Annotated in this window: 23 protein-coding genes; 14 read left to right on the forward strand and 9 right to left on the reverse strand. The window is 65.7% G+C overall.

Annotated features, from left to right (window positions below; translation table 11 throughout):
* The first annotated feature begins 5 nt into the window (after window positions 1-5).
* The 3 genes from A5764_RS28755 to A5764_RS05885 are packed head-to-tail and all read left to right on the forward strand — an operon-like array spanning window position 6 to window position 3,941.
* Window positions 6-503, forward strand: a complete 498-nt coding sequence (locus A5764_RS28755; RefSeq protein WP_067109981.1) for a hypothetical protein — start codon at window positions 6-8, stop codon at window positions 501-503.
* Between the two features lie 34 nt (window positions 504-537).
* A complete protein-coding gene (locus tag A5764_RS05880; RefSeq protein ID WP_067109984.1) occupies window positions 538-1,644 on the forward strand; it encodes a phosphotransferase in 1,107 nt (368 codons plus the stop codon).
* On the forward strand, window positions 1,644-3,941 hold the full coding sequence (locus A5764_RS05885) for a lanthionine synthetase LanC family protein (RefSeq protein ID WP_067109986.1): 2,298 nt from the start codon (window positions 1,644-1,646) through the stop codon (window positions 3,939-3,941). The genes A5764_RS05880 and A5764_RS05885 overlap by 1 nt, the downstream gene beginning before the upstream one ends.
* Window positions 3,942-4,015: 74 nt before the next feature.
* Here the strand turns inward: A5764_RS05885 and A5764_RS05890 are convergent, their stop codons facing one another.
* From A5764_RS05890 to A5764_RS05905, 4 genes are all read right to left on the reverse strand, one after another.
* Window positions 4,016-4,378, reverse strand: a complete 363-nt coding sequence (locus tag A5764_RS05890) for a DUF4383 domain-containing protein (RefSeq protein ID WP_067109989.1) — start codon at window positions 4,376-4,378, stop codon at window positions 4,016-4,018.
* 667 nt (window positions 4,379-5,045) lie between these two features.
* Entirely contained in the window at window positions 5,046-6,524 is a 1,479-nt protein-coding gene (locus tag A5764_RS05895) for an alkaline phosphatase family protein (protein ID WP_067109992.1), read from the reverse strand.
* Window positions 6,525-6,564: 40 nt separating this feature from the next.
* Window positions 6,565-7,488: a histidine phosphatase family protein gene (locus A5764_RS05900; protein WP_231989620.1), complete on the reverse strand. Its 924-nt coding sequence runs from the start codon at window positions 7,486-7,488 to the stop codon at window positions 6,565-6,567.
* 70 nt (window positions 7,489-7,558) lie between these two features.
* On the reverse strand, window positions 7,559-7,921 hold the full coding sequence (locus tag A5764_RS05905) for a hypothetical protein (protein ID WP_067109997.1): 363 nt from the start codon (window positions 7,919-7,921) through the stop codon (window positions 7,559-7,561).
* A gap of 95 nt (window positions 7,922-8,016) precedes the next feature.
* On the opposite strand from A5764_RS05905, the gene A5764_RS05910 reads away from it, so the two are divergent.
* The 3 genes from A5764_RS05910 to A5764_RS05920 all read left to right on the forward strand — a co-directional run bounded on the left by A5764_RS05910 (window position 8,017) and on the right by A5764_RS05920 (window position 10,112).
* Window positions 8,017-8,694, forward strand: a complete 678-nt coding sequence (locus tag A5764_RS05910) for a TetR/AcrR family transcriptional regulator (RefSeq protein ID WP_231989621.1) — start codon at window positions 8,017-8,019, stop codon at window positions 8,692-8,694.
* A 92-nt stretch (window positions 8,695-8,786) separates the two neighbouring features.
* Window positions 8,787-9,533, forward strand: coding sequence for an MBL fold metallo-hydrolase (locus tag A5764_RS05915; RefSeq protein WP_067110002.1), 747 nt, complete (start codon window positions 8,787-8,789; stop codon window positions 9,531-9,533).
* A gap of 60 nt (window positions 9,534-9,593) precedes the next feature.
* Window positions 9,594-10,112: a phenolic acid decarboxylase gene (locus tag A5764_RS05920; protein ID WP_067110005.1), complete on the forward strand. Its 519-nt coding sequence runs from the start codon at window positions 9,594-9,596 to the stop codon at window positions 10,110-10,112.
* A gap of 27 nt (window positions 10,113-10,139) precedes the next feature.
* Here the strand turns inward: A5764_RS05920 and A5764_RS05925 are convergent, their stop codons facing one another.
* A complete protein-coding gene (locus A5764_RS05925; RefSeq protein ID WP_067110227.1) occupies window positions 10,140-10,694 on the reverse strand; it encodes a TetR/AcrR family transcriptional regulator in 555 nt (184 codons plus the stop codon).
* A 117-nt stretch (window positions 10,695-10,811) separates the two neighbouring features.
* Here A5764_RS05925 and A5764_RS05930 point away from each other — a divergent pair, with 117 nt between their 5' ends.
* Genes A5764_RS05930 through A5764_RS05940 form a run of 3 tightly spaced genes read left to right on the forward strand, consistent with a single transcriptional unit; the run spans window position 10,812 to window position 14,349 of the window.
* A complete protein-coding gene (locus A5764_RS05930) occupies window positions 10,812-12,239 on the forward strand; it encodes an AarF/ABC1/UbiB kinase family protein (RefSeq protein ID WP_082951520.1) in 1,428 nt (475 codons plus the stop codon).
* On the forward strand, window positions 12,226-13,410 hold the full coding sequence (locus A5764_RS05935) for a cytochrome P450 (RefSeq protein ID WP_067110008.1): 1,185 nt from the start codon (window positions 12,226-12,228) through the stop codon (window positions 13,408-13,410). Before A5764_RS05930 ends, A5764_RS05935 begins: the two co-directional genes overlap by 14 nt.
* 27 nt (window positions 13,411-13,437) lie before the next feature.
* Window positions 13,438-14,349 carry an NAD(P)-dependent oxidoreductase gene (locus A5764_RS05940; RefSeq protein WP_067110233.1) on the forward strand — a complete coding sequence of 304 codons (912 nt, stop codon included), beginning with the start codon at window positions 13,438-13,440 and terminating at the stop codon, window positions 14,347-14,349.
* 213 nt (window positions 14,350-14,562) lie between these two features.
* Here the strand turns inward: A5764_RS05940 and A5764_RS05945 are convergent, their stop codons facing one another.
* Window positions 14,563-15,648: a GGDEF domain-containing protein gene (locus A5764_RS05945; RefSeq protein ID WP_067110011.1), complete on the reverse strand. Its 1,086-nt coding sequence runs from the start codon at window positions 15,646-15,648 to the stop codon at window positions 14,563-14,565.
* A 443-nt stretch (window positions 15,649-16,091) separates the two neighbouring features.
* A complete protein-coding gene (locus A5764_RS05950) occupies window positions 16,092-16,943 on the reverse strand; it encodes a LysR family transcriptional regulator (RefSeq protein ID WP_067110014.1) in 852 nt (283 codons plus the stop codon).
* A 170-nt stretch (window positions 16,944-17,113) separates the two neighbouring features.
* On the opposite strand from A5764_RS05950, the gene A5764_RS05955 reads away from it, so the two are divergent.
* Window positions 17,114-18,073, forward strand: a complete 960-nt coding sequence (locus tag A5764_RS05955; RefSeq protein ID WP_082951533.1) for a DMT family transporter — start codon at window positions 17,114-17,116, stop codon at window positions 18,071-18,073.
* Window positions 18,074-18,125: 52 nt separating this feature from the next.
* The gene (locus tag A5764_RS05960; RefSeq protein ID WP_067110017.1) at window positions 18,126-19,619 is read left to right on the forward strand and encodes an NAD(P)/FAD-dependent oxidoreductase; all 1,494 of its coding nucleotides are present in this window, start codon (window positions 18,126-18,128) and stop codon (window positions 19,617-19,619) included.
* A gap of 32 nt (window positions 19,620-19,651) precedes the next feature.
* Here the strand turns inward: A5764_RS05960 and A5764_RS05965 are convergent, their stop codons facing one another.
* A complete protein-coding gene (locus tag A5764_RS05965; protein WP_067110020.1) occupies window positions 19,652-20,341 on the reverse strand; it encodes a class I SAM-dependent methyltransferase in 690 nt (229 codons plus the stop codon).
* A 107-nt stretch (window positions 20,342-20,448) separates the two neighbouring features.
* Here A5764_RS05965 and A5764_RS05970 point away from each other — a divergent pair, with 107 nt between their 5' ends.
* Both A5764_RS05970 and A5764_RS05975 read left to right on the forward strand, forming a co-directional pair.
* Entirely contained in the window at window positions 20,449-20,895 is a 447-nt protein-coding gene (locus tag A5764_RS05970; RefSeq protein ID WP_067110236.1) for an SRPBCC family protein, read from the forward strand.
* Entirely contained in the window at window positions 20,879-21,466 is a 588-nt protein-coding gene (locus A5764_RS05975) for a TetR/AcrR family transcriptional regulator (protein WP_067110022.1), read from the forward strand. Before A5764_RS05970 ends, A5764_RS05975 begins: the two co-directional genes overlap by 17 nt.
* On the opposite strand, the gene A5764_RS05980 is transcribed toward A5764_RS05975, so the two are convergent.
* Window positions 21,463-22,293 (reverse strand): LLM class F420-dependent oxidoreductase, encoded by an 831-nt coding sequence (locus A5764_RS05980; RefSeq protein WP_067110025.1) that lies wholly within the window; start codon window positions 22,291-22,293, stop codon window positions 21,463-21,465. The two genes, A5764_RS05975 and A5764_RS05980, sit on opposite strands and share 4 nt — an antisense overlap.
* Window positions 22,294-22,510: 217 nt before the next feature.
* Here A5764_RS05980 and A5764_RS05985 point away from each other — a divergent pair, with 217 nt between their 5' ends.
* Window positions 22,511-23,974: a hypothetical protein gene (locus tag A5764_RS05985; RefSeq protein ID WP_067110028.1), complete on the forward strand. Its 1,464-nt coding sequence runs from the start codon at window positions 22,511-22,513 to the stop codon at window positions 23,972-23,974.
* Window positions 23,975-23,991 lie beyond the last annotated feature (17 nt).

A 23,991-nucleotide genomic window follows, 5' to 3' on the forward strand; every position in this document is an offset into this window, starting at 1 on the left:
GAGCCGTGAGCGCTGACAAGAAACGCAACGAGATCGACCTCACCGTCCACCCACTGGCGCCGTTGAACCCCGAGGCGATGCCGCGGTCGACGAACACGACGCAGATCATCGGGTTCGTCGGGCCCTCCGACGTTGAGGACCACTTGCGCATCTACACGGATCTGTCGTTCTCCACCTTCTACGACATCGACGAGACCGACGTGGTGCGGGCCGCACGCGTAGACACCCAGGACGGCAACAGTCCAACCGTGGTCCACGTCGACAGCTCAGCTCACATCGAGTTCGTGTACACCAGCCGCATCGCCGGCGGCGCCGACTACGTCACTGGCGCCGTGGCGCGGCTGTATGCGCAGGTTGTCGAGACCGACGACAAGACGCGGGTGTGGACTCCTGGGCCGGCGCCGCGTCCTCGGCCCACTGTGTGGGAGTGTGCGACCCAGCCGCCCCGTTGCACGCCGATCTTCTGCCCGACCCAGGCCGGATCGGGTTGTCAGGCGGTCTGAAGCATCGCGGCCCGGCAAGAAAGGCCGCCGCCGGGTGAATATCGATGCCAGCCCGGTTGCCCTGAGCGTCGAGGGCGCGGCTGACTACCTACTGGGACACGGATTCATCGACGCGGCGGCAATCCTCGACGGCGGACTTTCGATCACCGCCGTTGCGCGGCGCAACCGCAACCTCATCGTGCAGGGAGGCGATCGCCGAGGCTTTGTGCTCAAACAGCCCGAACCGGCTGCGCCCGCCGGCAATCGGAACTCCATTGCCGTAGAAGCACGGTTCTACCTTGGTCTGCGTGATAACAAGCACGGCGACCTGGCATCGCTGGTTCCGCGGTGCATCGCGTTCGACCCCGACAGTGCGCTGCTGGTCATCGAATACCTGCACGAGCACCAGACGCTGGCGGCGCGCTTCGGCTACATCGAGCCCGAGCACCTACCGATCGCGCTGTGGCGCCGGGTCGGCGCCGCGGTCGCCGCAGTCCATGAGAGTTCGTACCCCGCGGCGGGTCACCACGATGACGAACAGCGCAGTGCGCCGGCGGCATTCGGCGCGCATCAGCCGCCGCCGATTTGGTTGCAGACGGCGACTTCTGCCGCGCTGACCCTCCTGGGCGCCGTGCAGTCCTCCGTCGCTATCTGCGAGGGCATCACGGCCAGCGCGCAGAGGTGGCGCGACGATGCGTTTATCCACGGCGACATGCGCCTAGACAACATCCTTTACGCGCCGGAGGACTTGCGGCTGATCGACTGGGAACTGTGCCAGCGCGGCGACAGCACGTGGGACGTCGCGTCGGTCATCGCCGACCTCATTGTGTTGTGGCTGCACGGCGCGCACCCCCACGGCGCGGCCCGCGTCGAACCGACGCTCGATACAGGCAGCTGGTCGGTGTATCAGGCCGCGATCCGGTCGCTGTGGTACGGGTATTCGGCGTCGCGAGAAGGCGGCCGACGGCCACCTACGGACAAGCTGGCAGGATACGCCGCTGTTCGCCTCGTGCAGACGGCCTTCGAGTGGGCCGCGGTCAGCGCCGACCGTCTCCCGTTCGCCTTCACGCTGCTGCAAGTCGCCGAGAACATTCTCATCGATCCGCACAAGGCCGCAACACAATTGTTGGCGATCACCGCGCCGGATCTTGGCGGCCGGTGATGCACCCCGACTTTGTCGAAATCGCCGAGTCGACTGCGGCCACCACGCACGCGGGCGCGACGCATCGGATGCTCGGTGATCTGGTGGCACCTCGCACCGCAAGGCCCGCCGGTTCTGATGATGGCGAATCACGTTTAGCCGCTGCCCTTTATCACCACTCCTACATTCGGCCCCCCGCTGGCGGTGCAGGCGCAGACGATCTCATCAGCGAACGCGACTTCGTCGCCGCGCTCACGCGGGCCAATCACACCCCGCGGACGTGGGTACCCGGATGGGTGATCACCGGCACGGTCGACCAGCGGATCGCCGTGAGCCGCAACGGCGTAGCGTTGTTCGCCCGCGCAGAGGAAGTGCGTCCGGCGGTCGCCGCCGGCCCCAACTGTGAAGTGCTGTTGCCCACCGAACGGCGAGGGATATCGGCGGGCTTCTACCAATTTGTCGGCGAGTCCGCGCCGGCAGGCGCCGATGATGTAGCGCGTGCCCGCCTCTACTGGCACCTCACCGCGGCAGCGGGTCCTCAGTTCGTCGCTGCGGTCTCGCGCGTGCTCAACTCATCCGAAATCCCCTTCCAGGCCAAGGTGATTGACCGTCCTGGGGGATACCGTCGTGCCGACGCGGGGGTGCTGTATCTGGCGGTGACGGATCTGAGCAGAGCGCAAGACGCGATCGCTGACATCTACGCTGAACTCGCAGCGGGGCTGCGCGAAAGCGTGCCGATGTGGACCAGAAAGCTAGCGCCAGGCCTGTCAATCGCTTGTGATCCCGGAGACGGCACCAGCTTCGGGCAGGCCATATGCACCATAATCGCGCACGCCCTGGCGGCCCATCATCGTGACCGCCCCCGGGCAGCCGAAATCTGCTCGAATGCAATGCGTTTGGACGCGATCGGCGCGGTGCTGACCGCCCGACAAATTGATGTACAGCGGCCCTACCTGTATCGGGCGACCGGGGCAGTCGCTGAGGCGATCTGCCACTTCGACCCGCTGGCGGCGCGCCTTGAGAGTCGGCCACCACCGCCGCCGGTTTCGATGTCAGGAGGCGACCGCGATCGAGCGGTGATCCAGGGCGCGGCCATCGACGTGGGGGAGACGTTGCTGCAACGAGCGGTCTTTAACCCCACTGGCACACTGTGCAATTGGGTCTGCCGAGTGCCGCTGGTCCCCGGCGACCCAGAGTTCGGCCACGGGGTCCGCGCGGCGGCGATGGGATCGGCGCTCTACGACGGTCTCAGCGGTGTCGCAGTGTTTTTGTCGGAGCTGTCCTTAGCAACCGGAGACGATCGGTTCGGGCGGGCCGCCTGTGCGGCGATGCGCTGCGCACTGAGGCAGCTGAGTTTTCCCGCGGCGCGCCGTCGCCCCGACGGGTTTGGTCTGTACTCCGGAGCGGCCGGGGTGCTGTTCGCCGCCGAGCGACTGCGGCGCGACATCGGCTTCGAAGACGACGACATGGTGCTCGACCAGTTCCTGCGCGCCGTGAATGCCTACAACCTAGAAAATGACCACGACCTGATCTCGGGACGGGCCGGGCTCATCATGGCGCTGTTGGGATTATCAGCAGATCGCCGTTCACCCGAATGTGAGCGGCTCGCGACCGCCCTGGGCGCCGAGCTGGCTTGCTATGTTGACGAAGCTATCGGTCAAACGGAATGCCCGGCAGCCGATCTGGGCCCGATCTCGGGGATCTCGCACGGCGCGGCTGGGATGGGACTTGCTCTGGCGGCGCTGCACGCGCGCAGCGGCGACCCGTGTTTTCTATCGGCGGCCCGCGCGGCGTTCACCTACGAGTATTCGCTGTTCGACGAGGCCGAACAGAACTGGCCGGACCTGCGCTCGGCGCCGGCTGCTCCGGACGTGCACAGCGGTCGGCAGTTCCTCATCACCTGGTGTTACGGAGCGCCCGGCCTCGCGCTGGCGTTAGGGGCCACCAGCCGCCTCGATACCGTGCGAGAGGCTTGGTACCTGAATCAAGCGAGGGTGGCACTCGAGTCGACCGCTGCATCGCTGCCGGGCCCGGATTCGGTGAGCGCCTGCGACGCCAGCCTGTGCCATGGGGTGGCCGGTCTGATCGATGTGTTGCTGTACGGCGCGACCGAACTGGCGATGCCCGAGTACCGATCAGTGGCTATGACAGCCGGCGCGAGGTTGGCGCGTGGGTGGCTGGACAACCGCGTCCTCACCTACGGCGCCTCGTCCGGCGGTCCGAATTACTCACTGATGCTGGGCCTTTCCGGTATTGGCATGGCCTGGCTGCGGTTGGCGGATCCCGGAGTCAAGAGCCCGCTGCTTCCGTTGCCTTGACCGGCCAGCGTGCGCTCGACCCATTTCTATGACGACCTCGTGCAGGCAGGGATCGCGGACTCGCCGCACGGCGGTCAAGTGACTGCGTCGGCTCGACGCCATGCGAGCAACAACGTCAGCGCCGCAACAATCGCCAGCAGCGGATGCACGATCCCGTCCCGCATGTCGACCGGAACAATCCCGAACAGGTCGTCGCCGTGAAACGCGTCCAGCCCAGTCGCCACCGCATACACCACCCCGACCACCGCGACGGACGGCCACGCCGCACGCGGCCGCGCGACACCGATCAGCATCAGAGCCGCCAGCACCAACTGCCAAATTGCCCGCCATCCGTTGCCCGGCAGTTCGAAATTCGCGCCGACCGCCAATGTCGACGCCGCCCGCACCGCCAGAAACAACCCGACGACGACGCAATACCACTGCGACGCACGAACCACGCCAACCCAACCTGCACGAACCCGACGCTACCGCTTGAGCGAGACAACGAGCGGCCCCCACTGTGCCGCCATCGGCGCTTTGCAGCCCCACCATCAGAGCGAGCAGCACGATCGCTTCAACCGCTGGGGATCCGTTACACGGGCTAAAGCCATTACGTGGGAGAGCTTTTCGCTTGCTAAGGCTCGGGGTCCCACTCTATTATCAGCAGCCTTCGCACGGGGCTTTGTCGCAACAGAGATTGATGGTCGCGGCGACCACGCTACGCCCGCGCCTGCACGTCCGAATGAAGTTCCCGTATCCGTGGCCGCCGCATCTTCGAGGTCGCCCACCGCGGAGGCGTACTCAACGGGAGCCGGCACGACCTCAAAATGCCGGGGACATTGTGTTCGGCTCCGTTGCCTGCGCGAGTCACACTGCCTAAGCCAGACGTTAAGACTCAATTTCAACGTGGGACGTCATCGGTCGGCGGCGAATTCACGCCGACCGCTATCTGTCACGCCGACACGCGAGATCGCGGACACCGGCGGGGCGGCCACACCGAAATCCCCTCGCCTCAGCTCTCACGCACTGAGATACACGTGCACCTCCCGGCGCATCGTATGGCCGCGGACATCGTTGCGACACAATTGGAATCGTCCTTGCGTGAGGTGATGCTGCTAGGGTTGGTCAGGTGTTGGTGAGCGGTTTTCCCGCAGCTTCCCACGCCTGCAGCCGGTCCTGAATGAAGGCATATTGTTTGGCCGCGGTGGGCAGAGCGGCGACGGTCTGCTCCGGGTTCTCGATCGGTTGGGACGGTACGGGCAGCTTGGCTGCGGCGATGGCCTTGGCTTCGAGGAACGAACTGGGCGCCTCACCGATCGGAGCGGACCCGGCCTGCAGCACTGGATCGGCCGCCGTCGGCGGAGTGACGCCCTTCAATGGGTCGTCGCCGCGAGGCTCGGCCAGGGTGAGCACGGGCCCCAGGTGCGGCGCGATGGCGTCCCGCTCGCCGAGCGGGCCGAGCTTGAAGCGGGCTCGCAGGGTCGCAATGATCGACGTGTGGTCGTAAGGCTGGCCGTCGGCGGGGGCCCGGAAGACGGTTTCGGCAGGAATCAGGGGGGAGACGATGACCGCCGGTACCCGCACTCCGAAGCGGGTGAAGTCGAAGAAGTCCGGTCCCCTGGTGATGTCGTCGGGTGGGGTGGCCCCCGTTTCGGGGGGCACGTGGTCGTAGTTTCCTCCGTGCTCGTCGTAGGTGATGATGAGCAAGCTCTTCTCCCAGACGGCCTGGTTGCTGCGCAGTGCCGTGTAGACGTCGTAGATGAGTTTCTCGCCCACGGCCAGATTTGAGACCGGATGCTGGTCGTTCTCTAGCTGAAAGTTGTGTTTGTCGTGATAGTGGGCCCATTCCGGCTCGATGTAGCTGAAGGCTGCTAATTGTCCGCTGGCGGCGTCGCTCTGGAACTTGTCGAACCCTGACTCCACCTTGCAGCCGGGACCGGGCTGGACGGTATCGGGATAGTCGTTGGCCGTCAGGGGCCGCTTGGAGTAGCCGTAGATCGTCCAGGTCAGGCGGGCCTCGGCGAGCTTTCCGAACACCGAGGGCGTGTTGAACGCAGGTGTGTCGCGGGCCGAGTTGTCGATGTAGCCCAGCGACGTGCCGGCAACGGCGAAGGCCCGATTGGGGAAGGTCTGCGTCGGAACCGATGCGAACCAGCGGTCACAAACGGCAAAGCCCTTGGCCAACCCGCAGAGCACGGGCAGCGTCTCGGGCGAGTACATGCCCATGACGGACGAAGGTTTGGCACCGACGAGCTTGGGGTCGCGCGGATGGGCGGGATGGGCGAGTTCGCGAGCGAAGCTGGTGACGAAGCCGTCGTTGGCCGCTCTCCCGTCGGCGGGCGCGGTGTCGGAACTAAACAGCTGTGCGTTGGTCGCCTTGAACCCTTCGGCGGGGTTCGCCAGCGGGTAGTAGTAGGCGTTTTCTTTGTTCGGTGCGACCGGATAGACGGACACGGCGGTGCCGGCAAGGTCGCGGTTAGATTCCGTGCCGTCCAGTCCATCAAAGTCACCGGATTTGGGGTAGAGGTATCCGAGCATGTGGTCGAACGAACGGTTCTCCAGCATGAGGAGGATTACGTGGTCGATCGACTGCAGTCCAGCCATCAGTGCGCCTTTCGTCCCGTTGATTCTCAGTTGCTCGCAGTTACGCAGGGATTGGTGTCCCGTTCCAATCGACTAGGGTCCACCCGTCCGTGGGGTTTCCGGTCAGCACCACGTGCGCGGTGTTGGGTAGCGGATTGTCGGCGAGGTGCGGGTCGGCGTTCTTGGCGGTCATCAGGACCCAGAACGTGATGGCTTCGCCGTGGGTGAACACGACCGGGTTGGTTTTGCCGCTGTCGTAGATGGCTTTGACCGCGTCGTTGAACCGCGACTCGAATTCGTTGCCGGTGATCGATCCTGGGATGCGCGCGGCCCGATCGCCGTGCAGCCACACCCCCGGCGCGGGGTAGCGCGGCGCCGTGGCCTGGTTCTGTCCTTCGTTGGTGCCAGCTTCGATTTCTCGCAGTCCGGGCAGCACGGTGACGGGCTCGCCAAGTGCTTGGGCAAGTGGTGCGGCCGTTTGTTGGGTTCGGATCATCGTTGACGCGTAGATCCCGTCATACCTGTTGGGGCTGAGTTGATTTGCCACAGCAATGGCCTGTGCATCGCCGATTGCGGTGACGTCGGGGCCGGGAACGGAGGTGTCGATGACACCGGTGGCGTTGGCGGTGGATTCCCCATGGCGTATGAGAGTCAAGATGATGGTGTGGTGGTTGGTGGCGTGCGCAATCGGTGACGGGCCGAGCGGCGAGATGATCACCATAACCGCCGCGAGCGGGATGCCAACGCGAACCACAACATGGCTCGCTTTGTAGTTCCTCGCAACAACCGGCATGCCACTCTCTCCGCTGGCCATGATGTCACAGCGACATCGACCAATCGCCCAAAGCGCCGCGACGACTGCTGTTGGCCTGCAGGCGATTATCCGACCTGGAAAAGACAGTCGCGCATCACATTTTGTCGAACAATAGGCGAACACCGTCCCCGTCAACTCACCGCTAACCGGCAGCACATCTCGTCCAGCCATGGCTCATCGAGCATCGAAGCCGTGCTGTCCCGGCGGTTGCGCCCCAAGAGTCCTGGTTCTCAAAACTCGATCAACTGACTGCGTCGGCTCGACGCCAGGCGAGCAACAAGCTCGCGGCCGCCAGAATCGCCAGCAGCGGGTGCACGATCCGGTCGCGCATGTCGACCGGCACCACCCCAAGCAGGTCGGCGCCGTGGAACGCCTCCAGCCCAGTCGCCACCGCGTACACCGCTCCGACCGTCGCGGCGGCCGGCCACGCCGCACGCGGCTCCGCGGCACCGATCATCAGCAGCACCACCAACGTCAACTGCCAAACCGCCCGCCACCCGTCACCGGGCAGTCCGAAATTTCCACCGGCCGCCAATGTCGACACGGCCCGCACCGCCAGAAACATCCCGACCACGACGCAATACCAGCGCGGCGCACGAACCACGCGAACCCAACCTCCATGCATCCGACACTCCCGCATTTGCGACCGCAACCGTTACTGCCACCATGGCAGTAACAATCGGTGACTATACTGCCACCGTGGCAGTAACGGAAGGTGTTGTCGGCCCAGCCCATCCTCCGACACCGCGACGGCGCCGCGCGCCCGCCGACGCGCACCGCGAAATCATCGACGCCGCAAAGGAATTGCTCGAGCACCACCCCGCGCACGCGGTGTCGGTCGCCGCCGTCATGGCTCGCACGACGCTGTCACGAAAATCGTTCTACGTCTACTTCCGCGACCGAAGCGAACTTCTGGAGGCCCTGGTGCGACCGTTGCGCGCCGACGCCGATGCCGCGCTGCAGCGATGGCGCACTGCTGACGATCCCGTCGCTGCCGGGCGGAAAGCCTTGTCCAGCGCAGCGCGCACCTACCGGCGCCACAGCGCGATCCTGCGGGCGGTTTTCTGGTCGTCGGAGGACGACCCCGACATCGAGGCGGCACGGGCCGGACTGATCGATCCAGTGGTCGCAGTCGCAGAGACCATCATCGACCGCTTGGCGCCCGATCTTCCCGACCCGCACGAGACGGCCCTCGCCCTGGTCACCATGAACATCCACCGGATGCTCACCCTCACACCGGAAAGCAGCGACGCCGACCTCGACACACTCGTCACCACACTGGCGACCATCTGGGAACGGACCATCAACACGGCAGCCGATGCAAAGAAGCCGCCACTGCGCCGAGATGAGTCACGACGCCGATCGCGCAGTGGCTGAATCGTCGATCGCTCTGCGCACCTTGCCGAAGGCTGCGTCGTGTCTTTCGATCGAGACTAGGGCCGGAGCGCCGGCGGACATAGGCTGCGTGTGTGGGCCTGGTAGTCGAGGCGATGCACGAGATCGGTGTCACCCAGCTTTCGCGATGGATCTTCAATTGCTATGTCATCCACAACGACGGTGCCCTAGTTGTCGTCGATGCCGGGTTACCGTCTGCGGCAACGGATCTGACCCCAATCATAGACCGGCTCGGCGGACGCGTTGCGGCGATCGTGGCCACCCATGGACACAGCGATCACCTTGGCGGTGCCGCCGGCCTTGCGGCGAAGTACGAAGCGCCCATCCACCTGCCGGCGGTGACGATGAAGTACTTAACGGGAGAGCGGCCCCGTACACCGAGTGTGGCCCGTGTCGCCCGCATTTGGCCGACCCTGGTCGACCAGCCGATGGACCGCATCGGGGTGGGGGGACTGCTGACGGGCGCCCGGGCTGCTGGCTATGGAACTCCGGCGGGCATGCGTTGGCCGGGGCCAACGCCGGCCGGCACACTCACTGACGGTGAGCCATTGCCCGGTGCAGGCGAGTGGCAGATCGTCGCCACACCCGGCCACACCGACGACAGCATCGCGTTTTGGAATCCGGCAAGCCGCACACTGCTGTCGGGGGACGCCGTTTTGACCGCGCGCGGTTGCGCCTGGCATACACCGGAGACGGTTGACACGCCCGCCGCGCAACGCACCCGTGAGCGGCTGCAGAAGTTGCCGGTTGCCCACCTCCTGCCCGGCCACGGCCGGGCCGTGCACGCCGACACCACGGTCTGGGAGCGACAACGCCGGTAAGGTCTTTCGCGGCCTGATCGATCTCCTTTCTCGACCGCACAGTGAACGGAAACTTCCACCATGACTAACGTCGACAATCCGGTTCCGCCGCAAGACTTGTCGGGCATCGTCGGGCACCGGTTCATCTACACCTACGCCAACGGGTGGCGCTACGAGATGTATGTCAAGAACGACCGCACCATCGACTATCGGATCCATTCGGGTCATGTCGGTGGACGATGGGTCAAGGGCCAAGAAGTCGACCTGGTGCAGCTCGACGATGACAGCTTCAAGATTTCGTGGACTGAGCCGACGGGCACGTCGGTGGCCGTCAACGTCATGCCCGGCAAGCGGCGCATACACGGCGTGATCTTCTTCCCACAGTGGATTCGCGAGCACGGTGAGCGCACGGTGTGCTTCCAGAACGATCACCTCGACGAGATGCGCGCCCACCGTGACGAGGGGCCGACCTATCCGATCTACGTCGTGCCCGAATTCGCCTACATCACGCTGTTCGAACGCGTCGGCGCCGACGACGAGTCGGTGATCGATGTGGCGCCCGGCGAGCTTCCATCCGGATGGGCCGACCGCACGAACTGACACTGCGCCGGCACAGGAGTGACCGGATCAGTGGACTGATTCGATTCGGTCTGCCAGCATGGCGGTCCAGTCGGCGACGTATTGCTCGTCGGATGTGCCTATCTGGGGGTTGTGAAACACGACGCGGGTTGCCTGTTTTCCGAGTAGGGCGTTGATGCCGACGACGGCAATCCGTTTGGCCTCGGGGCGTTTGAGCTTGGGCGCGCAGCCCGTGATCCAGTCGGCGAGTTCGCTGTAGAGCCCGTCAAGCAGTGCGGCGTAGGCATCGTTGAGACGCTTCGAGTCGGCAGCGGGGGTGCGGGCCGCGACTTGGAGGAATTCGCTTTCCCGGTCGAGGACGCTCATCAGGTACCGGCAGAGCAGCGTGAGTTCCGTCCGCAGGTCGCCCTGCCCGGCGAACAGGGCGCTGATGTCATGCATGGCGCGGCGCCGGTCGAGTTGGCGGTCGATCCCCGCACTGAGAAGCGCTTCCTTGGACTTGAAGTGGTTGTAGAGCGCACCGCAACCGGGAACCAGGCCGGCGGCTTTTTCGATTTGGTTGATGCTGGTCGCCCGGTACCCCTGTTCGCTGAACAGCCGCATGGCTTCGCTGACCAGCCGTTCCTTTGTCGAGATCTGCACCCTTGACCGCCTATAAGTAAGTACATATATTTCGTAGTAGGCCACTATACCAAGACGGCCGGGCCCGAGGAGGTCACGATGGCAGATATGGATCGGCCAGTGCCCCACGGCCGGATGCGCCGCACGATGCCGATGGCGGGCTTCACCGCCCGCGCAGCCGGCGGCCGCATGCTGGCCGGTCTGCGCGAAAGGGCCGGTGACACAGGCGCGGTGCAGCGTTTTCATGAACGCACGGCCGAACGCTACGTCGAGTTGCTCGGCCACTCCAAGGGCGTGCTGATGAAGGCGGGACAACTGGCCTCGATGGTCGACGCGGCCGCGGTTGGTGCCGGAGAGCTGTCGCCCTATCAAAAAGCGCTGACGCGATTGCAGGCTGATGCGCCGCCGATGGATTCGGTGCTGGCGCTGGAAGTCTTGGAGGCGGACCTTGGCCGGCCCGCCGGCACGGTGTTCGCCGAGTTCGCCACGGCGCCGATGGCGGCGGCGTCCATCGGGCAAGTGCATCGGGCCGTCCTGCATGACGGCCGCCAGGTTGCGGTCAAGATCCAGTATCCCGGTGTGGCGGAGGCGATCCGGGACGACCTGTCCAACACCGAGTTATTGGCGACCGTCTTCCGGTTCGCCTCGGGTGCGGCCGGGGCGCTGGGCATGGCGCTGCCCGACATCGAGCGCGCCGCCGGCGAGATCACCGCCCGCATCTCCGAGGAAGTCGATTATTGGCGAGAGGCCGCCAATATCACCGCGTTCAGCGAGCTGTATCGCGGGCACCCGTTCATCCGTGTGCCCGAGGTGGTGCGCGAGGCGTCGGCCGGTCAGGTGCTGACGATGACGTACATGTATGGATTGGATTGGGCGGCAGCACAAGACGCTGATCAGAACCTCAAGAACATCTGGGCCGAGGTGATCGCCCGGTTCATCACCGGCTCCTACCGGCACGCCAACCTATTCCACGCCGATCCGCACCCGGGCAACTACCGCTTCGGTGAGGACGGCACGGTCGGATTCGTCGACTTCGGATGTGTCAAAGTCCTCTCCGAGCTGCAGCGCCGCCAGATCGTGGACATGTTGCGCGCCGCCATGACTCGGCGCAAAGACGACCTACGTGAGCTGATGATCGAAAGTGGCTTCCTTACCGCCGATTCCACGCTCAGCCCCGGCGAGACATATCAGTGGTGGGAGGGGATCATCTACGAGTTGCTGGCGCCGCAGCCGGTCACCTACACCGAGCAGGCCTCCGAGCGCGCCATTCAATTCCTGCTCGACGTGCGCTCGGCCGATCACCCCATGCGGAGAATGTCGGTGCCGGCCGACTTCGTCTTCTTCTCGCGGCTCAACTTGTCCATGAACGCTATCTTCACCGCACTGCGGGCCACGATCCATGCCCGGGCGATGCTCGACGACATGGACGGCGTGGCGACTCCGGTCACGGACCTGGGCCGCCGACACGTTGCGTGGGTCCGCGACCGCGGCCTGCCGTTCGGGATGGACCGTCATGATGACGACTGACGTCACAGGCGCCCGCCTGCCCTGGGACGCGGCCAACCCCTACCCCTTCTATGAGGCGCGCCGCGCCGAGGGAGACGTCGTTTGGGACGACACCGCCCAAGCCTGGCTCGTCCTGGGCTACGAGGCCGCCCGGCAGGTGCTCGGCGGCGCCGGATGGACCAGCGACCCACTGGCCAACCCGCTAGCACGCGCGTCCCTGGACGCCGCTGGTCAGGAATTCACCAGGAGCTCAATGCTTTTCGCCGACGGGCCCGATCATCAACGCCTGCGCGGATCGGTTCGTGACGTGTTCACCAGATCATTCGTCGCAAACCTCACCGCAGGCATCGACACGATCGCCACGACGCTGATCGACCGGCAGCCGGCCGACACAGAGTTCGACTTCATGTCCGACATCGCTCTACCGCTGCCCATCGCGGTGATCGGCGCCTGGCTCGACCTCGAACCCGGCAGCGCCCAACTCCTGCGCGAGGTGTCGCCGGTGATCATCCGCATGCTGGGCACGCTCGCCGACCACGACGAAATCACTGCCGGAGCGGCCGCCTCGGCCACGCTGATGGCAGAATTCCTCCCGATGGCCGCCGACCGGCGCACCCACCCGGGAGACGACCTGCTCAGTTTCATCGCCGCCGATCCCGGGCTTTCGCTCGAAGAGGTCGTCATGACCGCCATCCTCATCGCCGTCGCCGGCCACGAAACGACCGCCAATCTCCTTGGGGCCGGACTGATCAGGCTGCTGACACCCGGTACGGACGCAACCTGCATCGCCGACCACATCGACACCACCGATCCCGCGATGGTGACCGAACTGCTCCGAATTGACGGACCGGTGCAGTCCACTTCGCGCACCGCGACCGCCGACCAGTTCGTCGGAGGTGTTGAAATCCATACGGGCCAAAGCGCTCTCGTCGCTGTTGCGGCCGCCAACCGCGACCCCGCCGTGTTCACCGAACCCGCTCGATTCAGGCTCGACCGCAACGCGCCCGCACCCTTGGCCTTCGGTTACGGGGCGCATTACTGCCTGGGCGCCGCTCTGGCGCGACTCGAGTTCTCCATCGCCCTATCCAAAGTTCTTGCCAGGCAACCAGTTCTGGCGGGGCCGGTGAACTGGCGTGACACCCCCGCAATCCGCGGGCCGCTGACCGTCCCGGTGGTCTTCGGCGGCCCATAGCTCGACGGCGTGAAGGGAAAGCGAAGCGTGCGCGTATTCGTCACCGGCGGCACCGGCGCCCTCGGTAGCCGCGCGGTGCCCGCACTCATCAATGCGGGACACACCGTCTCCGCCCTGGCACGCAACGAAGCCAAAGCTCGCGTGCTGCGGGACCAAGGCGCAGCACCGGTGCTGGTATCGCTGTTTGATCGTGAAGGGCTCACCGCGGCGTTTGCCGGTCACGATGCGGTGGTGAACCTGGCCTCGGCCCTGCCGTCGCCGCAACGCTTCGTATTCAAGTCGGCGTGGACCGAATGCCAGCGCATCCGCACCGAGGGATCGGCTGCCGTGACCGATGCGGCGCTTGCGGCGGCGGTTTCGCGGGTAGTGCAGGAATCGGTCGCCATGATCTATCGCGACGGGGCTGACCGATGGATCGACGAGGAGTGGCCGACCGACCACTACCCCATCGCCGCCGGTAACCACTCCGCCGAGGGGAATGCGCGCCGGTTCCACGACGCTGGCGGCACGGCAGTGGTCCTGCGGTTCGGGATCTTCTATGGCCACGGAGCCGCGCACAGCGAGCAGATCATGGCAATGGCGCGGCGCCACATCGGATTCCGAGCCGGCCCGCCGGACAGTTACGTATCGTCCATCCAGCTGGCCGATGCCGCCAACGCGGTCGTAGCGGCCCTTGAGTGTGCCGGGGGCACCTACAACGTGGTCGACGACGAGCCCGTCACCGCACGCGAGAACGCGCTGGCGATGGCCGATGCCGTCGGCGCCAAACCTTGGATCAGCGGGCCCGGCCGGCTCGCGTTGGCGGCGGGGGAGCGCACCACTTCCATGACCCGGTCGTTGCGCGTTCGCAACACCAGGTTCCGCTCGGCGACCAACTGGAAACCCCTGTACCCCAGCGTGCGCGAGGGTTATCTGGCGATGGCCAACACCAACGACTGAGCATTGGCGGGCCAAGAACCACCCGATGGCCGCCATAACTGATCCGGACCACAGTCCAGCTAGGTGGCGGGCGCACCCTCAGCGGGTTGTACACCCTCGCCAGAAGGAAATACCGAACGTTCCCGCCGACGCCGCACTGCTCGCGCTGGCCCTCGTCGTGGCATGGGGCCGGCTTGGACCGTATTCCTTTACCTGGTGACCGAGCAATCGCCCTCAGCGGACGGGTGGTACCGGAAGGTCGGCATGCCGAACCTGGTTCCCGCCAGCACGTTTCGCGTCGTACATCGCCGCATCGGCGGCTTCCACGAGGCCTTCGATAATCTGGCGGTTGAGAACCTCGTCTTCGGACACCAGTCGGATGCCGCTGACACCCAAGCTGGCTGTCACGCCCCACGGTGTAGCCGCGATTGCCAGGCGCATCGCCTCGGCTCTTTGCAGTGCTTGCTGGTCCCCGATGGTCTCTGCGACCAGGAACTCCTCGCCACCGACCCGGGCGATCAGCGTTCCACCGCTGCTGATCCGCCGCAGGTTGTCGGCCACTGCCACCAGGATGCGGTCGCCGGTGGCATGGCCGTAGGTGTCGTTGATGCCCTTGAAATTGTCGAGGTCGACCATCAAGACACTGAGACACAGCGGTCGCTCCTCGATAGTGAGCAGCCTGGACGCCGACCGATAAAAGCCTCGGCGATTGCGCAAGCCAGTGAGCGGATCGGTCGAGGACTTCAGGGCATCTACCGATAACCAGTGAACGAGTATCTGTCCGCAGAACGGTACCGCCAGAATTCCCGCGCTGAGCACCATCAGCTTTGCCGCCGCCATCGATGCGTCACCGGCCGCCGCGATCCTGGCTGCGCACACGACCGCCGTACTTAAGGCGGTGCCCAGGGTAAAGACCAGCAGGCGGGCGGAATGAAAGAACGCAACGTAACCCGCGAGACCACCGAAAGCTGCACACCCCAACATGCCGCTGCGCGGGTCGATCTCAATCAGGCTGAGCACGGCGATGCCCACTGTTCCCGTTACCGAAAAAACCCGGGATTGAATCCGCGTCGGCCAGCACACCAGCCACACCAGTGCGATTCCCGTCAGGATGACCGCGAACGCCACGGCCGCGGCGCGCTGCGCGGTCGTTTGCGGACCCGACGGGCTGGCCAGCATCAGCAACGTCGCCGCAGCCAGAGTTGTCAGGATGGCGACCAGCAAGGAGCGAACAAACGGCTTCAGACCTCGCGCGGCGAGGTAGTCCGACAACCAGTCGTAGTGGTCGGGTTGATGCCACCACACGCCGATCCAGTCCATTTCCCGACGCCCCTGGACCCCTCCTCGACGGCACGGAGGAACGGCGCGACCGGCCGAACCTTCGTCGTATGCTACTGATCACCTACAGGGAGGGGAACATTTCATTTGCAGGGCGCTGAACGGACTGACGGCGTCGCTGTGCGCGCAGCATACTTTGGGTTCCAACCAATTCAGCGGCCCTCCGAAACCTCAACGGCCACAAGATAACGGGACCGCGCCGTCGATACCTCCGTCGAGACGTATCGCAGGCGTATCGTTCGGCCTGCCCAGCACACGTCGCCTGACAGCTAGCCGGGAACCTTCGGCTCGCGATGACTGTTCAGCTCCTGCCTCCGCCCGCCAAGCGTCGAAAACCCAAGCCCGGCAGTCGATTACAGCGATCCGCTGCCCAACCGGCTGACGCGTGGAGGCGCAGCGGCGCCGCGAACGCTAGAAAGCTCGGTTCAGCTTTCGGCGGCCAGCACGTCACGCACCGCGTCGTCCACGGTGCTCAGCAGGTCAGGATCGATGCCGGCGCGGCCGCGAACCAATACCGACGCCTGGTTGGCGGGTGGCAGCCCCTCGGCCGGGCAGAGACCGTCAGGAAGCTTTCCGATCATCGGCAGCAGCGCCACGCCCAGCCCTGACCGCGTGGCCGCGTAGAGCCCCGACAGATCCCCGCACTCGGCGACGATCTCGTAGTCGATGTGGTGATCCTCCAGGATTGCGAAGGCCGGCTCGCGCAAGGTGCACGGCTCAGAGAAAATCACCAGTGGCAGCGGGTTGTGCGTCGAAGCGGAGAACGTGCGCGCGGAAATCCATTGCAACCGAACCAGTCCTGACGCATTCGCGCGATCCAAGCCGGCCCCGTCCAGCATGATCGCCAAGTCGAGGAGGCCGCGTTCGATCGCGTCGGCCAGTGACACGTTGCGGTCAAGCCGGAAGCGCAGCCGCCGGTCGGGAAGTCGGTCACGCAGCGCGCTGGTCAGGCCGGCCAGCATCACGTCTGCGCCGTGCTCGGTGGCCCCGATCGTCAACAGCGCCCGTTCGGTCGCACCAAGATCGTCAAGCGCCGTGTCATGCGCCGCCAATATCGTCCGCGCATGCCGAAGCACTTTTTGACCGACTTCGGTGAACACGATGCCGCGACCCGAGCGCTCGACCACCGGCTCGCCGACCACACCCTCGACCTTGCGCAGATGCTGGCTGACCGCGGACTGGCTGAGGTGGAGCGCCGCGGCGGCACGGTGAAACCCGCCACAATCGGCGACCGCGACGAGGCTGCGCAGCGCTGGGATATCGAGCACTTGGGCCACGCCAGCACCATAGTCTGATTAGCAAAAACGATCAATTGGCCGGCTTGGGTGCTGGTAGTCGCCTCAACCTCGAGTCGATTGATAAGCGCTCGCAATCGCTGGCGATCGTCAATAATCGTTGGACTGCAGGAGTTGATTCGGCCAGCATGGGCTACATGGACCTGCCGCGGATGCCACTGACAACTGCTTCGGCGGTGACATTCTTCTACGCGCTCGGCTACCCGATCGGTGCCATGGCGGTGGCCGCGATGACACCAATGGCCGCGCTGGTGTTGCGCTTCAGCCTGGCCGCATTGATTCTGACCGCCTGGACCCTGCTGGCCAAAGCGCCCTGGCCGCGGGGAGCGCAGTTGGGCCACGTGGTGGTTGCCGGTCTGCTGATCCAAGCCGTGCAGTTCTGTTGCCTCTACGAGGCCCTTCAACTCGGGTCGCCGGCGGTCCTCGGCGCGGTGGCGATCGCGATGAATCCGGTAGCGACGGCGATCCTTGCTGCGGTGTTCCTGCGCGAGCCACTCGGTCTGCAACGAGTGGTCGCGCTTGTGCTCGGCGTCGTCGCGGTGCTCGCGGCGTGCGCCACCAGGTTGATGAACACCCACGGTGTGGACCCCGTGATGGTGCTGCTTGTGGTTGCCCTCCTTGGACTTTCGGCCGGCGGCGTTTACCAGCAGCGGTTCTGCGCGGGTGTCGACTTCCGGGCGATGAGCGCGACGCAGAACGCGGTCGCGCTGATTCCCGCAGCGGCGCTTGCACTACTGACGCCTTTCAGCGTGCATGACGCCGCGAAGGCGACCATCGCAGTCGGCGGCATCGTGCTGTTGAACGCGACGCTGGCGGTAAGCCTCTACGTGCGCGCCATCAATACCCACGGCGCTGCGGCGGTGGCGATGCTTTTTGCCGTCATTCCCGCGGTCGCGGCGGTGCTGGCGTGGCTGATGCTGGGCCAGCGCCCCGATGCAGGTGTGGCGGTCGGCCTGCTCGTCGGAGGGCTCGCATGCTGGCTCAATAGCAGGGCCTCAAGCCGGCGCCGTCGGGCGAAGGTCACCGCGGAACCGACGGTCGCGACCGCTGAGGATGCAGCGTTTGCCGAGCCGAAGCGGGGCGCGGTCGACACGATCAGTTGTTCTACCTAACCCGCTCGCGTCGAGGCGCGACCGGGACAGTAACTCGTGCGAAAGTTGCGGGGTGACCGGAAGCGTCGCCGTGGTCGGTGCCGGACCGAGTGGACTGGTGGCAGCCCGATGGCTGGCGTCGCAGGGGTTCGAGCCCACGCTCTTCGAGCAGGGGTCGACGCTGGGCGGGCAGTGGGCGGCTCTGGACGGTTCTAGCGGCATCTGGCCGAGCATGCACACCAACAGCAGTCGCACCATGACCACCTTTAGCGACCTCGAGCACGACAACGACCGTGTCTACCAACCGAACTGCGAAATCCTCAACTATCTGCATCGCTATGCCGACGCATTTGGGCTGACGCCACGTATCCGGCTGCGCAACCGGGTCGAATTGATCCGACGCGACGGGTCGCGGTGGCTCGTGACGCACGGTGACGGGGACGAGCGCTTCGAGCGAGTGGTGGTGGCGAGTGGCAGGTTCAACCAGCCGGCCATCCCTGCCGTCGACGGGCTGGACACGTTCCGTGGCTCGGCAGGAGCCATGTCGACGTTTCATTATCGGGATGGCATGGCCTACCGCGGCAAGCGCGTTCTGGTTGCCGGCTCTGCAATCAGCGCGCTCGAGATCGCGTCGGAACTGGCTCAGCTCGGTGCGGCGCGCGTCGTCGTGACGCAGCGCCGACAACGGTACGTCGTCCCCAAATTCGTCGCCGGTGTCCCCACCGATCAAGTGCTCTACACGCGATACGGCGCCCTCGCCGACGAATCCCTTCCGGCGGAGGAGATCGATCGGCAGCTGAAAGAGATCGTGGTCGGTGCGGCAGGTAGGCCGGAACACTACGGCGCGCCGCCGGCCGACCCGTCCCTTTTCTCGGCCGGCGTGACTCTCAGTCAGCACTACCTGCCGCTGGTGGCGGAGGGCCGGATTACGGTGCGGCCGTGGATGACGTCCGTCTCGGGGACGACGGTGACTTTTGCCGACGATCACGCCGAGGAATTCGACGGGATTGTGTTCGGGACCGGTTTCACGTTGCGTCTGCCGTTTCTGAGCGCAGACATCCGGGCGACCCTGGACCTTGACGCGGCGCACATGGACGCCGACCGCTATACCTTTCACCCCGGCCTTCCCGGACTGGCCTTCATGGGTATGTGGGACCAGTCGGGCGGATACTTTGTGCCGCTTGAACTTCAGGCCAGGTGGATCGCTTACACATGGGCCGGTGCCATCCCGGCTCTAGACGAGGGCGACCAGCGGCGGGCAATCGTTGCTTATCGCGCTCGTCGTGGAGCCTCACAGAAATCGCGGTTGAACCTGGTGGCTATCGCCTTCGCGCGCGCCGCCGGCGTCGAGCCGTGCCTGGACAACTGGCCGCACTTGCGCCGGGCGCTGTTGTTCGGTCCGCTGACACCGAGTTGTTTTCGGCTCGAGGGGCCCGACGCGCTGCCCGACGCGCCGGAACGGTTCGCGCGCGAGGCAGCGGCATTCGGCGCCATCACCTCGAACGACATGACCGAGCGCGAACAGAACTACTGGTCGCTGCTCCACGGCCGCAATGCGGTTGGGTAGAACCCGACATCGTCGTGGAGTTAGTGGCCTTGTCAGCCGAGATGGGCGGACAGCAGCCAGGCCCCCACCGACTTACGGCCGTCTGCCTCATCGCGGATGTCGGCGCCGGCGAAACCCTCGAACTCCGCCAAAAGGTTCTCGGGCACGTTGGCGTGAATGCGTGCCGGCCGGATCTCGTCGACCACCCAGTACTTCGACACCACCTCCCGTAGCTCGTCCTCGGTGACGGGGTTGACCGGCCCGTCGTCCGGCATGCTGCCGCGGTCGAAGACCAGCACGAAGTAGGAGGCTCCCGGTGCGGCGGCGCGCGCGATCGACTGCTGGTAGCCGTCGCGCAGTTCGATGGGCATCGAGTGGAACAGGGTGCTGTCGACAATGGTGCCGAAGCGACCGTCATAGCCGGTGAAGGCGCTGATGTCCGCGACGTCGAAGGTGGCGTTGGTCAGGCCCCGCCTGGTCGCCTCCTCCCGCGCCAGCGCGATGGCGGTCGGCGACTGGTCCAGTCCCACGGTGGTGAAACCGCGCTCGGCAAGGTACAGCGATACCGCCGCCTCGCCGCAGCCGGCGTCGAGCACGTCGCCGTGAAACTTTCCGGCCGCGATCAGGGCAGCGATCTCCGGTTGCGGTTCCCCGATGCTCCATGGCGGCCGGCCGCCTTGGCTGATGTCGGGCGCCTCGCCCCGGTAGGCGGATTCGAACATCTCTTTCGTCGGCTGAGTCATGCTCCAGAGCATATCAACGAGGTTGATAAGATATCAACCTGATTTACATTCGCTGGCGTGCCTCGTCGCCTTTCGTGGCGGCGGGTTTTTCGTGTACCATCTGGTACATGATTACCGAAAGCAGCGTGGCGATCGACGCGCCGGCGTCCCTGGTGTGGGAGGTCTTCACCGACGTCGAGCGTTGGCCCGAGTGGACCGCCTCGGTCACCGAGCTCGTCGGCCTCGACGGGCCTGAACTCGCCGTAGGCAAGCGTTTCCAGATCAAACAACCCAAGCTGCCTACGCTCGTGTGGCAGGTCACCGACCTGGAACCGGGCGTTTCCTGGTCCTGGGCGCAACGGTCTGCCGGGGGCTCGACGCGCGCTCACCACACGCTGAGTCCGCTCTCCGAAGGCGGCACGCTGGTGCGGCAGACGCTGGACCCGCGTGGTCCGATCGGCGCGATCGTGGGTCGGCTCATGCGCGGCACGACGCGGCGCTACCTGGCGATGGAGGCCCAAGGCCTGAAGGCCCGCAGCGAGGAGCTGCGCCACTCGCATGGCCCGGCCTCCTGATCTCAAGCGGCGCCAGCAGTTGCTCGCCGCGCTCGTCGACGAGTTCGCCGCGGGGGGCATCGGGGACCGCTCGCTGCGTGACGTGGCCGCGGCGGTGGGCACCAGCCACCGCATGCTGCTCCACCACTTCGCCTCGCGCGACGAGCTGCTCCTAGCGATCGTCGATGAGGTCGAGCGCCGCCAGATGACGCTATTGTCCGAACTGCCCACCGAGCCTGCCGAGGCGATGGTCGCCATGTGGGCCAACCTGTGCAGGCCGGAGCTACGTCCGTTCGAGCGCCTGTTCTTCGAGTGCTACGCCCGCGGCGCGCAGGGCGAGCAGCCGTTCGTCCGCATGGTGCCGGGCGCCGTCGATGCGTGGCTGGCCGAGATCGACAGGGCGACCGGCGGGACCGCCGATGCTGCGCTGGCGCGGCTGGGACTCGCTGTCACGCGCGGGCTGCTCCTCGACCTGGTGGCCACGGACGACGACGCGGGCGTCGCGGCGGCGGTCCAGGCCTTTGTGGACCTCATCCGGCGAGCCGGTGTGCCCGCGCCGACGATCGTCCCCGGCGCGGCGACGCGTCACTAGCTGCGGTACCGACTGACCGAGGCGGCGTATTCGTCGAGCACTTTCAGCGATTCGTCGCGTGGCCGCGTGGGCAACAGCAGCGCCACCTGGTCGAAACCCAGGTCTTCGACGGCGCGCCAGTACCCGTGGTCGTCGGGCGTGCCGAACATCGCCAGGGGGACGTCGTGGCCGGCGCCGTCGCGCAACTGGCCGACGCGTTTGGCGAGCTCTTCGACGGGGAGCGGGTTGGATATCCAGCCCGCGTCGTGCCGAATTACCCGCTTGACCGTGGCATCGGAGTTGCCGCCGATGAAGATGGGCGGATGCGGTTGCCGCACCGGCTTGGGGCGACTGTACGACGGCGGGAAGTCAACATATTTGCCGTGATACTCGGCGGGCTCGGCGGTCCAGATCGCCTTGATGGCCTCGATGCGCTCATCCAGCAGCGCCCCGCGTGTCTTTGGGTCGGTGCCATGGTCGCGCATCTCCTCGAGATTCCACCCGGCGCCCACGCCGAACACGAACCGGCCGCCCGAAATCAGGTCGATGCTCGCGGCTTCCTTGGCGGTGGTGATCGGGTCACGCTGAATGAGCAGCGCGATCCCGGTGAACAGCTCGATCTTTGACGTGACCGCCGCCGCGGCGGCCAGCGTGACGAACGGGTCGAGTGTGCGGTAGTAGATCGACGGCAGTTCGCCCCCTAGGGGATATGGCGTTTCTCGGCTGGCCGGGATGTGAGTGTGTTCAGCGATCACCAGCGACTCAAATCCCCGCTCTTCGATCGCACGTGCCAGCGACACCGTGTCGATGCTGTCGTCGTTGACGAACGTGGAGATCCCGAACTTCATGCGCTACCCCTGTCTTTCCCTGTCTGTCGGCTTCGGGTGGCCAAACACCCCCGAACAACCCGTTATTCCGCCGCATGGGGGCGGTGGCGCGGCCGCCGACAAGTCGGGGCGACCGAGGATTGGCGCCAGAGCCTGGGCAGGCACCGTGTGGTTCGATCGGTATCAGCAGGTTGCGCTTGTTCTCGGCCACCGAAGGAAAACAACGCTAAGGAGAAAAGTGACAGCACGGCTCGGCGGGTTCTTCGTGGTCCCGTTCTTCTTGGCGCTGACGGTACTGCTGGCTCCGTCTGTATCGGCGGACACCTACACGGACCAGGTAGTGAGCCGGTTCGACGCCCAGACCCATGTGGTGGCCGACTCGGCCGCGAATCCGCCGCTGCAGAACCCCGACAGACTGAACCGGCAGATCCTCACCAGCCGGTGGACATGGAGCCCGGCACCTCCCGTCTGGGTGGCGGCGGTGGCCCCCAGCCAGACCGGCGTGACGACGGCGGACGCTCTCCACAACGCCTTCCTCGGCCGCGATCCCGGGTTCAGCGGAGTCGTCCTGGTGATCGACTCCAAGGGCTACCACGTGCGCGCCTACAACGTTCCGAAGGTGATCGCGGACAGCGTCGACCCGTTCATGAGTCAGGCGGCCCGCGACCACCGCAACGACCCGTACGGCGCGACCAGTGCGTTCGTCACCAAGCTCGCCGACGTGAGCGTGGCATCCGGTGGGCCGGCGACCACCTCGCCCGTTGCGAACGCCAAGCACACCAGCGGGACGTCGCTGTGGGCAGCGCTGGTCATCATCGGCATCCTTCTTGCGGTGCCTGGCCTGATTTGGTTCCTTGTGCGTCGGAATCGCAAGCGGCGCAAGGACGCCGACGCGCGCGACCAGGTCAAGCAGGAACTGATCGCCGCCGAGTCCGATGCCAGCGACCTCGCGAACGCGGTGTTGAACAACAGCAGCATCGACGTCAGCGCCGAGTCTTTGAAGGCCAACTCGAGCCTGTACGACGCCCGCAAGGCATACGAGGCGGGTGATTACACCGCCGCGCAAGCGCACCTCGCCGTGGTGCGGTCGACTGCTGCCAAAGCCAACCGCAAGCTCAACCCGCATGAGTCGGGCGGCTACCCGCCGAGACAGCCCCAGCCGGATGTGGATGCGGTGACATCGGTGCCGGAAGGGGAACGCAAGCAGGCGACGGTGCGGGCGAAGGACCCCGACAGCGGTAACTACGTGACAATCAACAACAACAACTACAGCACCACGCAGCAGCCGGGCTACGCGAACTACTATCCGGGTGGCTACCACAACGGAGTCTTCTTCTACCCGGGCTTCTATCCGTACCCGTTCTGGGGTCCGGGCTGGGGCTGGGCGCTCACCGACGTGCTGTTGATGGATGCGTTGCTCGACGACCATTGGGGCGGCAGCTACGAGCGCGGCTTCGAGGATGGTCGAGATTCGGCGTGGGCAGATTCCAACGTCGCCGACAGCGGTCAAAGCCCCAGTTACGACAGCCAGCAGGGCGATGTCGGCTTCGACGGAAACTACGAGTACTCCGGCGGCGGCGACACCGGGTTCGGCGGCAGCGACTACTCCGGCGGTAATGATTCCGGCGGCGGCAGCTTCGATTTCGGCGGATCGGACTTCGGCGGCGGATTCGACTCGGGCGGCGGAGATTCCGGATTCTAAACATATTGAGCGGCAAC

It is taken from the genome of Mycobacterium sp. 852002-51057_SCH5723018 (assembly GCF_001667035.1).
GTDB lineage: Bacteria > Actinomycetota > Actinomycetes > Mycobacteriales > Mycobacteriaceae > Mycobacterium.

Bases quoted from the DNA above. Each gene is read 5' to 3' on its own strand.
- A5764_RS05885 (WP_067109986.1), top strand. From the start codon at position 1,644: ATGCACCCCGACTTTGTCGAAATCGCCGAGTCGACTGCGGCCACCACG.
- A5764_RS05895 (WP_067109992.1), bottom strand. From the start codon at position 6,524: ATGGCTGGACTGCAGTCGATCGACCACGTAATCCTCCTCATGCTGGAG.
- A5764_RS05900 (WP_231989620.1), bottom strand. From the start codon at position 7,488: ATGGCTGGACGAGATGTGCTGCCGGTTAGCGGTGAGTTGACGGGGACG.
- A5764_RS05920 (WP_067110005.1), top strand. From the start codon at position 9,594: ATGACTAACGTCGACAATCCGGTTCCGCCGCAAGACTTGTCGGGCATC.
- A5764_RS05925 (WP_067110227.1), bottom strand. From the start codon at position 10,694: ATGCGGCTGTTCAGCGAACAGGGGTACCGGGCGACCAGCATCAACCAA.
- A5764_RS05930 (WP_082951520.1), top strand. From the start codon at position 10,812: ATGGCAGATATGGATCGGCCAGTGCCCCACGGCCGGATGCGCCGCACG.
- A5764_RS05935 (WP_067110008.1), top strand. From the start codon at position 12,226: ATGATGACGACTGACGTCACAGGCGCCCGCCTGCCCTGGGACGCGGCC.
- A5764_RS05945 (WP_067110011.1), bottom strand. From the start codon at position 15,648: ATGGACTGGATCGGCGTGTGGTGGCATCAACCCGACCACTACGACTGG.
- A5764_RS05955 (WP_082951533.1), top strand. From the start codon at position 17,114: ATGCCACTGACAACTGCTTCGGCGGTGACATTCTTCTACGCGCTCGGC.
- A5764_RS05965 (WP_067110020.1), bottom strand. From the start codon at position 20,341: ATGACTCAGCCGACGAAAGAGATGTTCGAATCCGCCTACCGGGGCGAG.
- A5764_RS05970 (WP_067110236.1), top strand. From the start codon at position 20,449: ATGATTACCGAAAGCAGCGTGGCGATCGACGCGCCGGCGTCCCTGGTG.
- A5764_RS05975 (WP_067110022.1), top strand. From the start codon at position 20,879: ATGGCCCGGCCTCCTGATCTCAAGCGGCGCCAGCAGTTGCTCGCCGCG.
- A5764_RS05980 (WP_067110025.1), bottom strand. From the start codon at position 22,293: ATGAAGTTCGGGATCTCCACGTTCGTCAACGACGACAGCATCGACACG.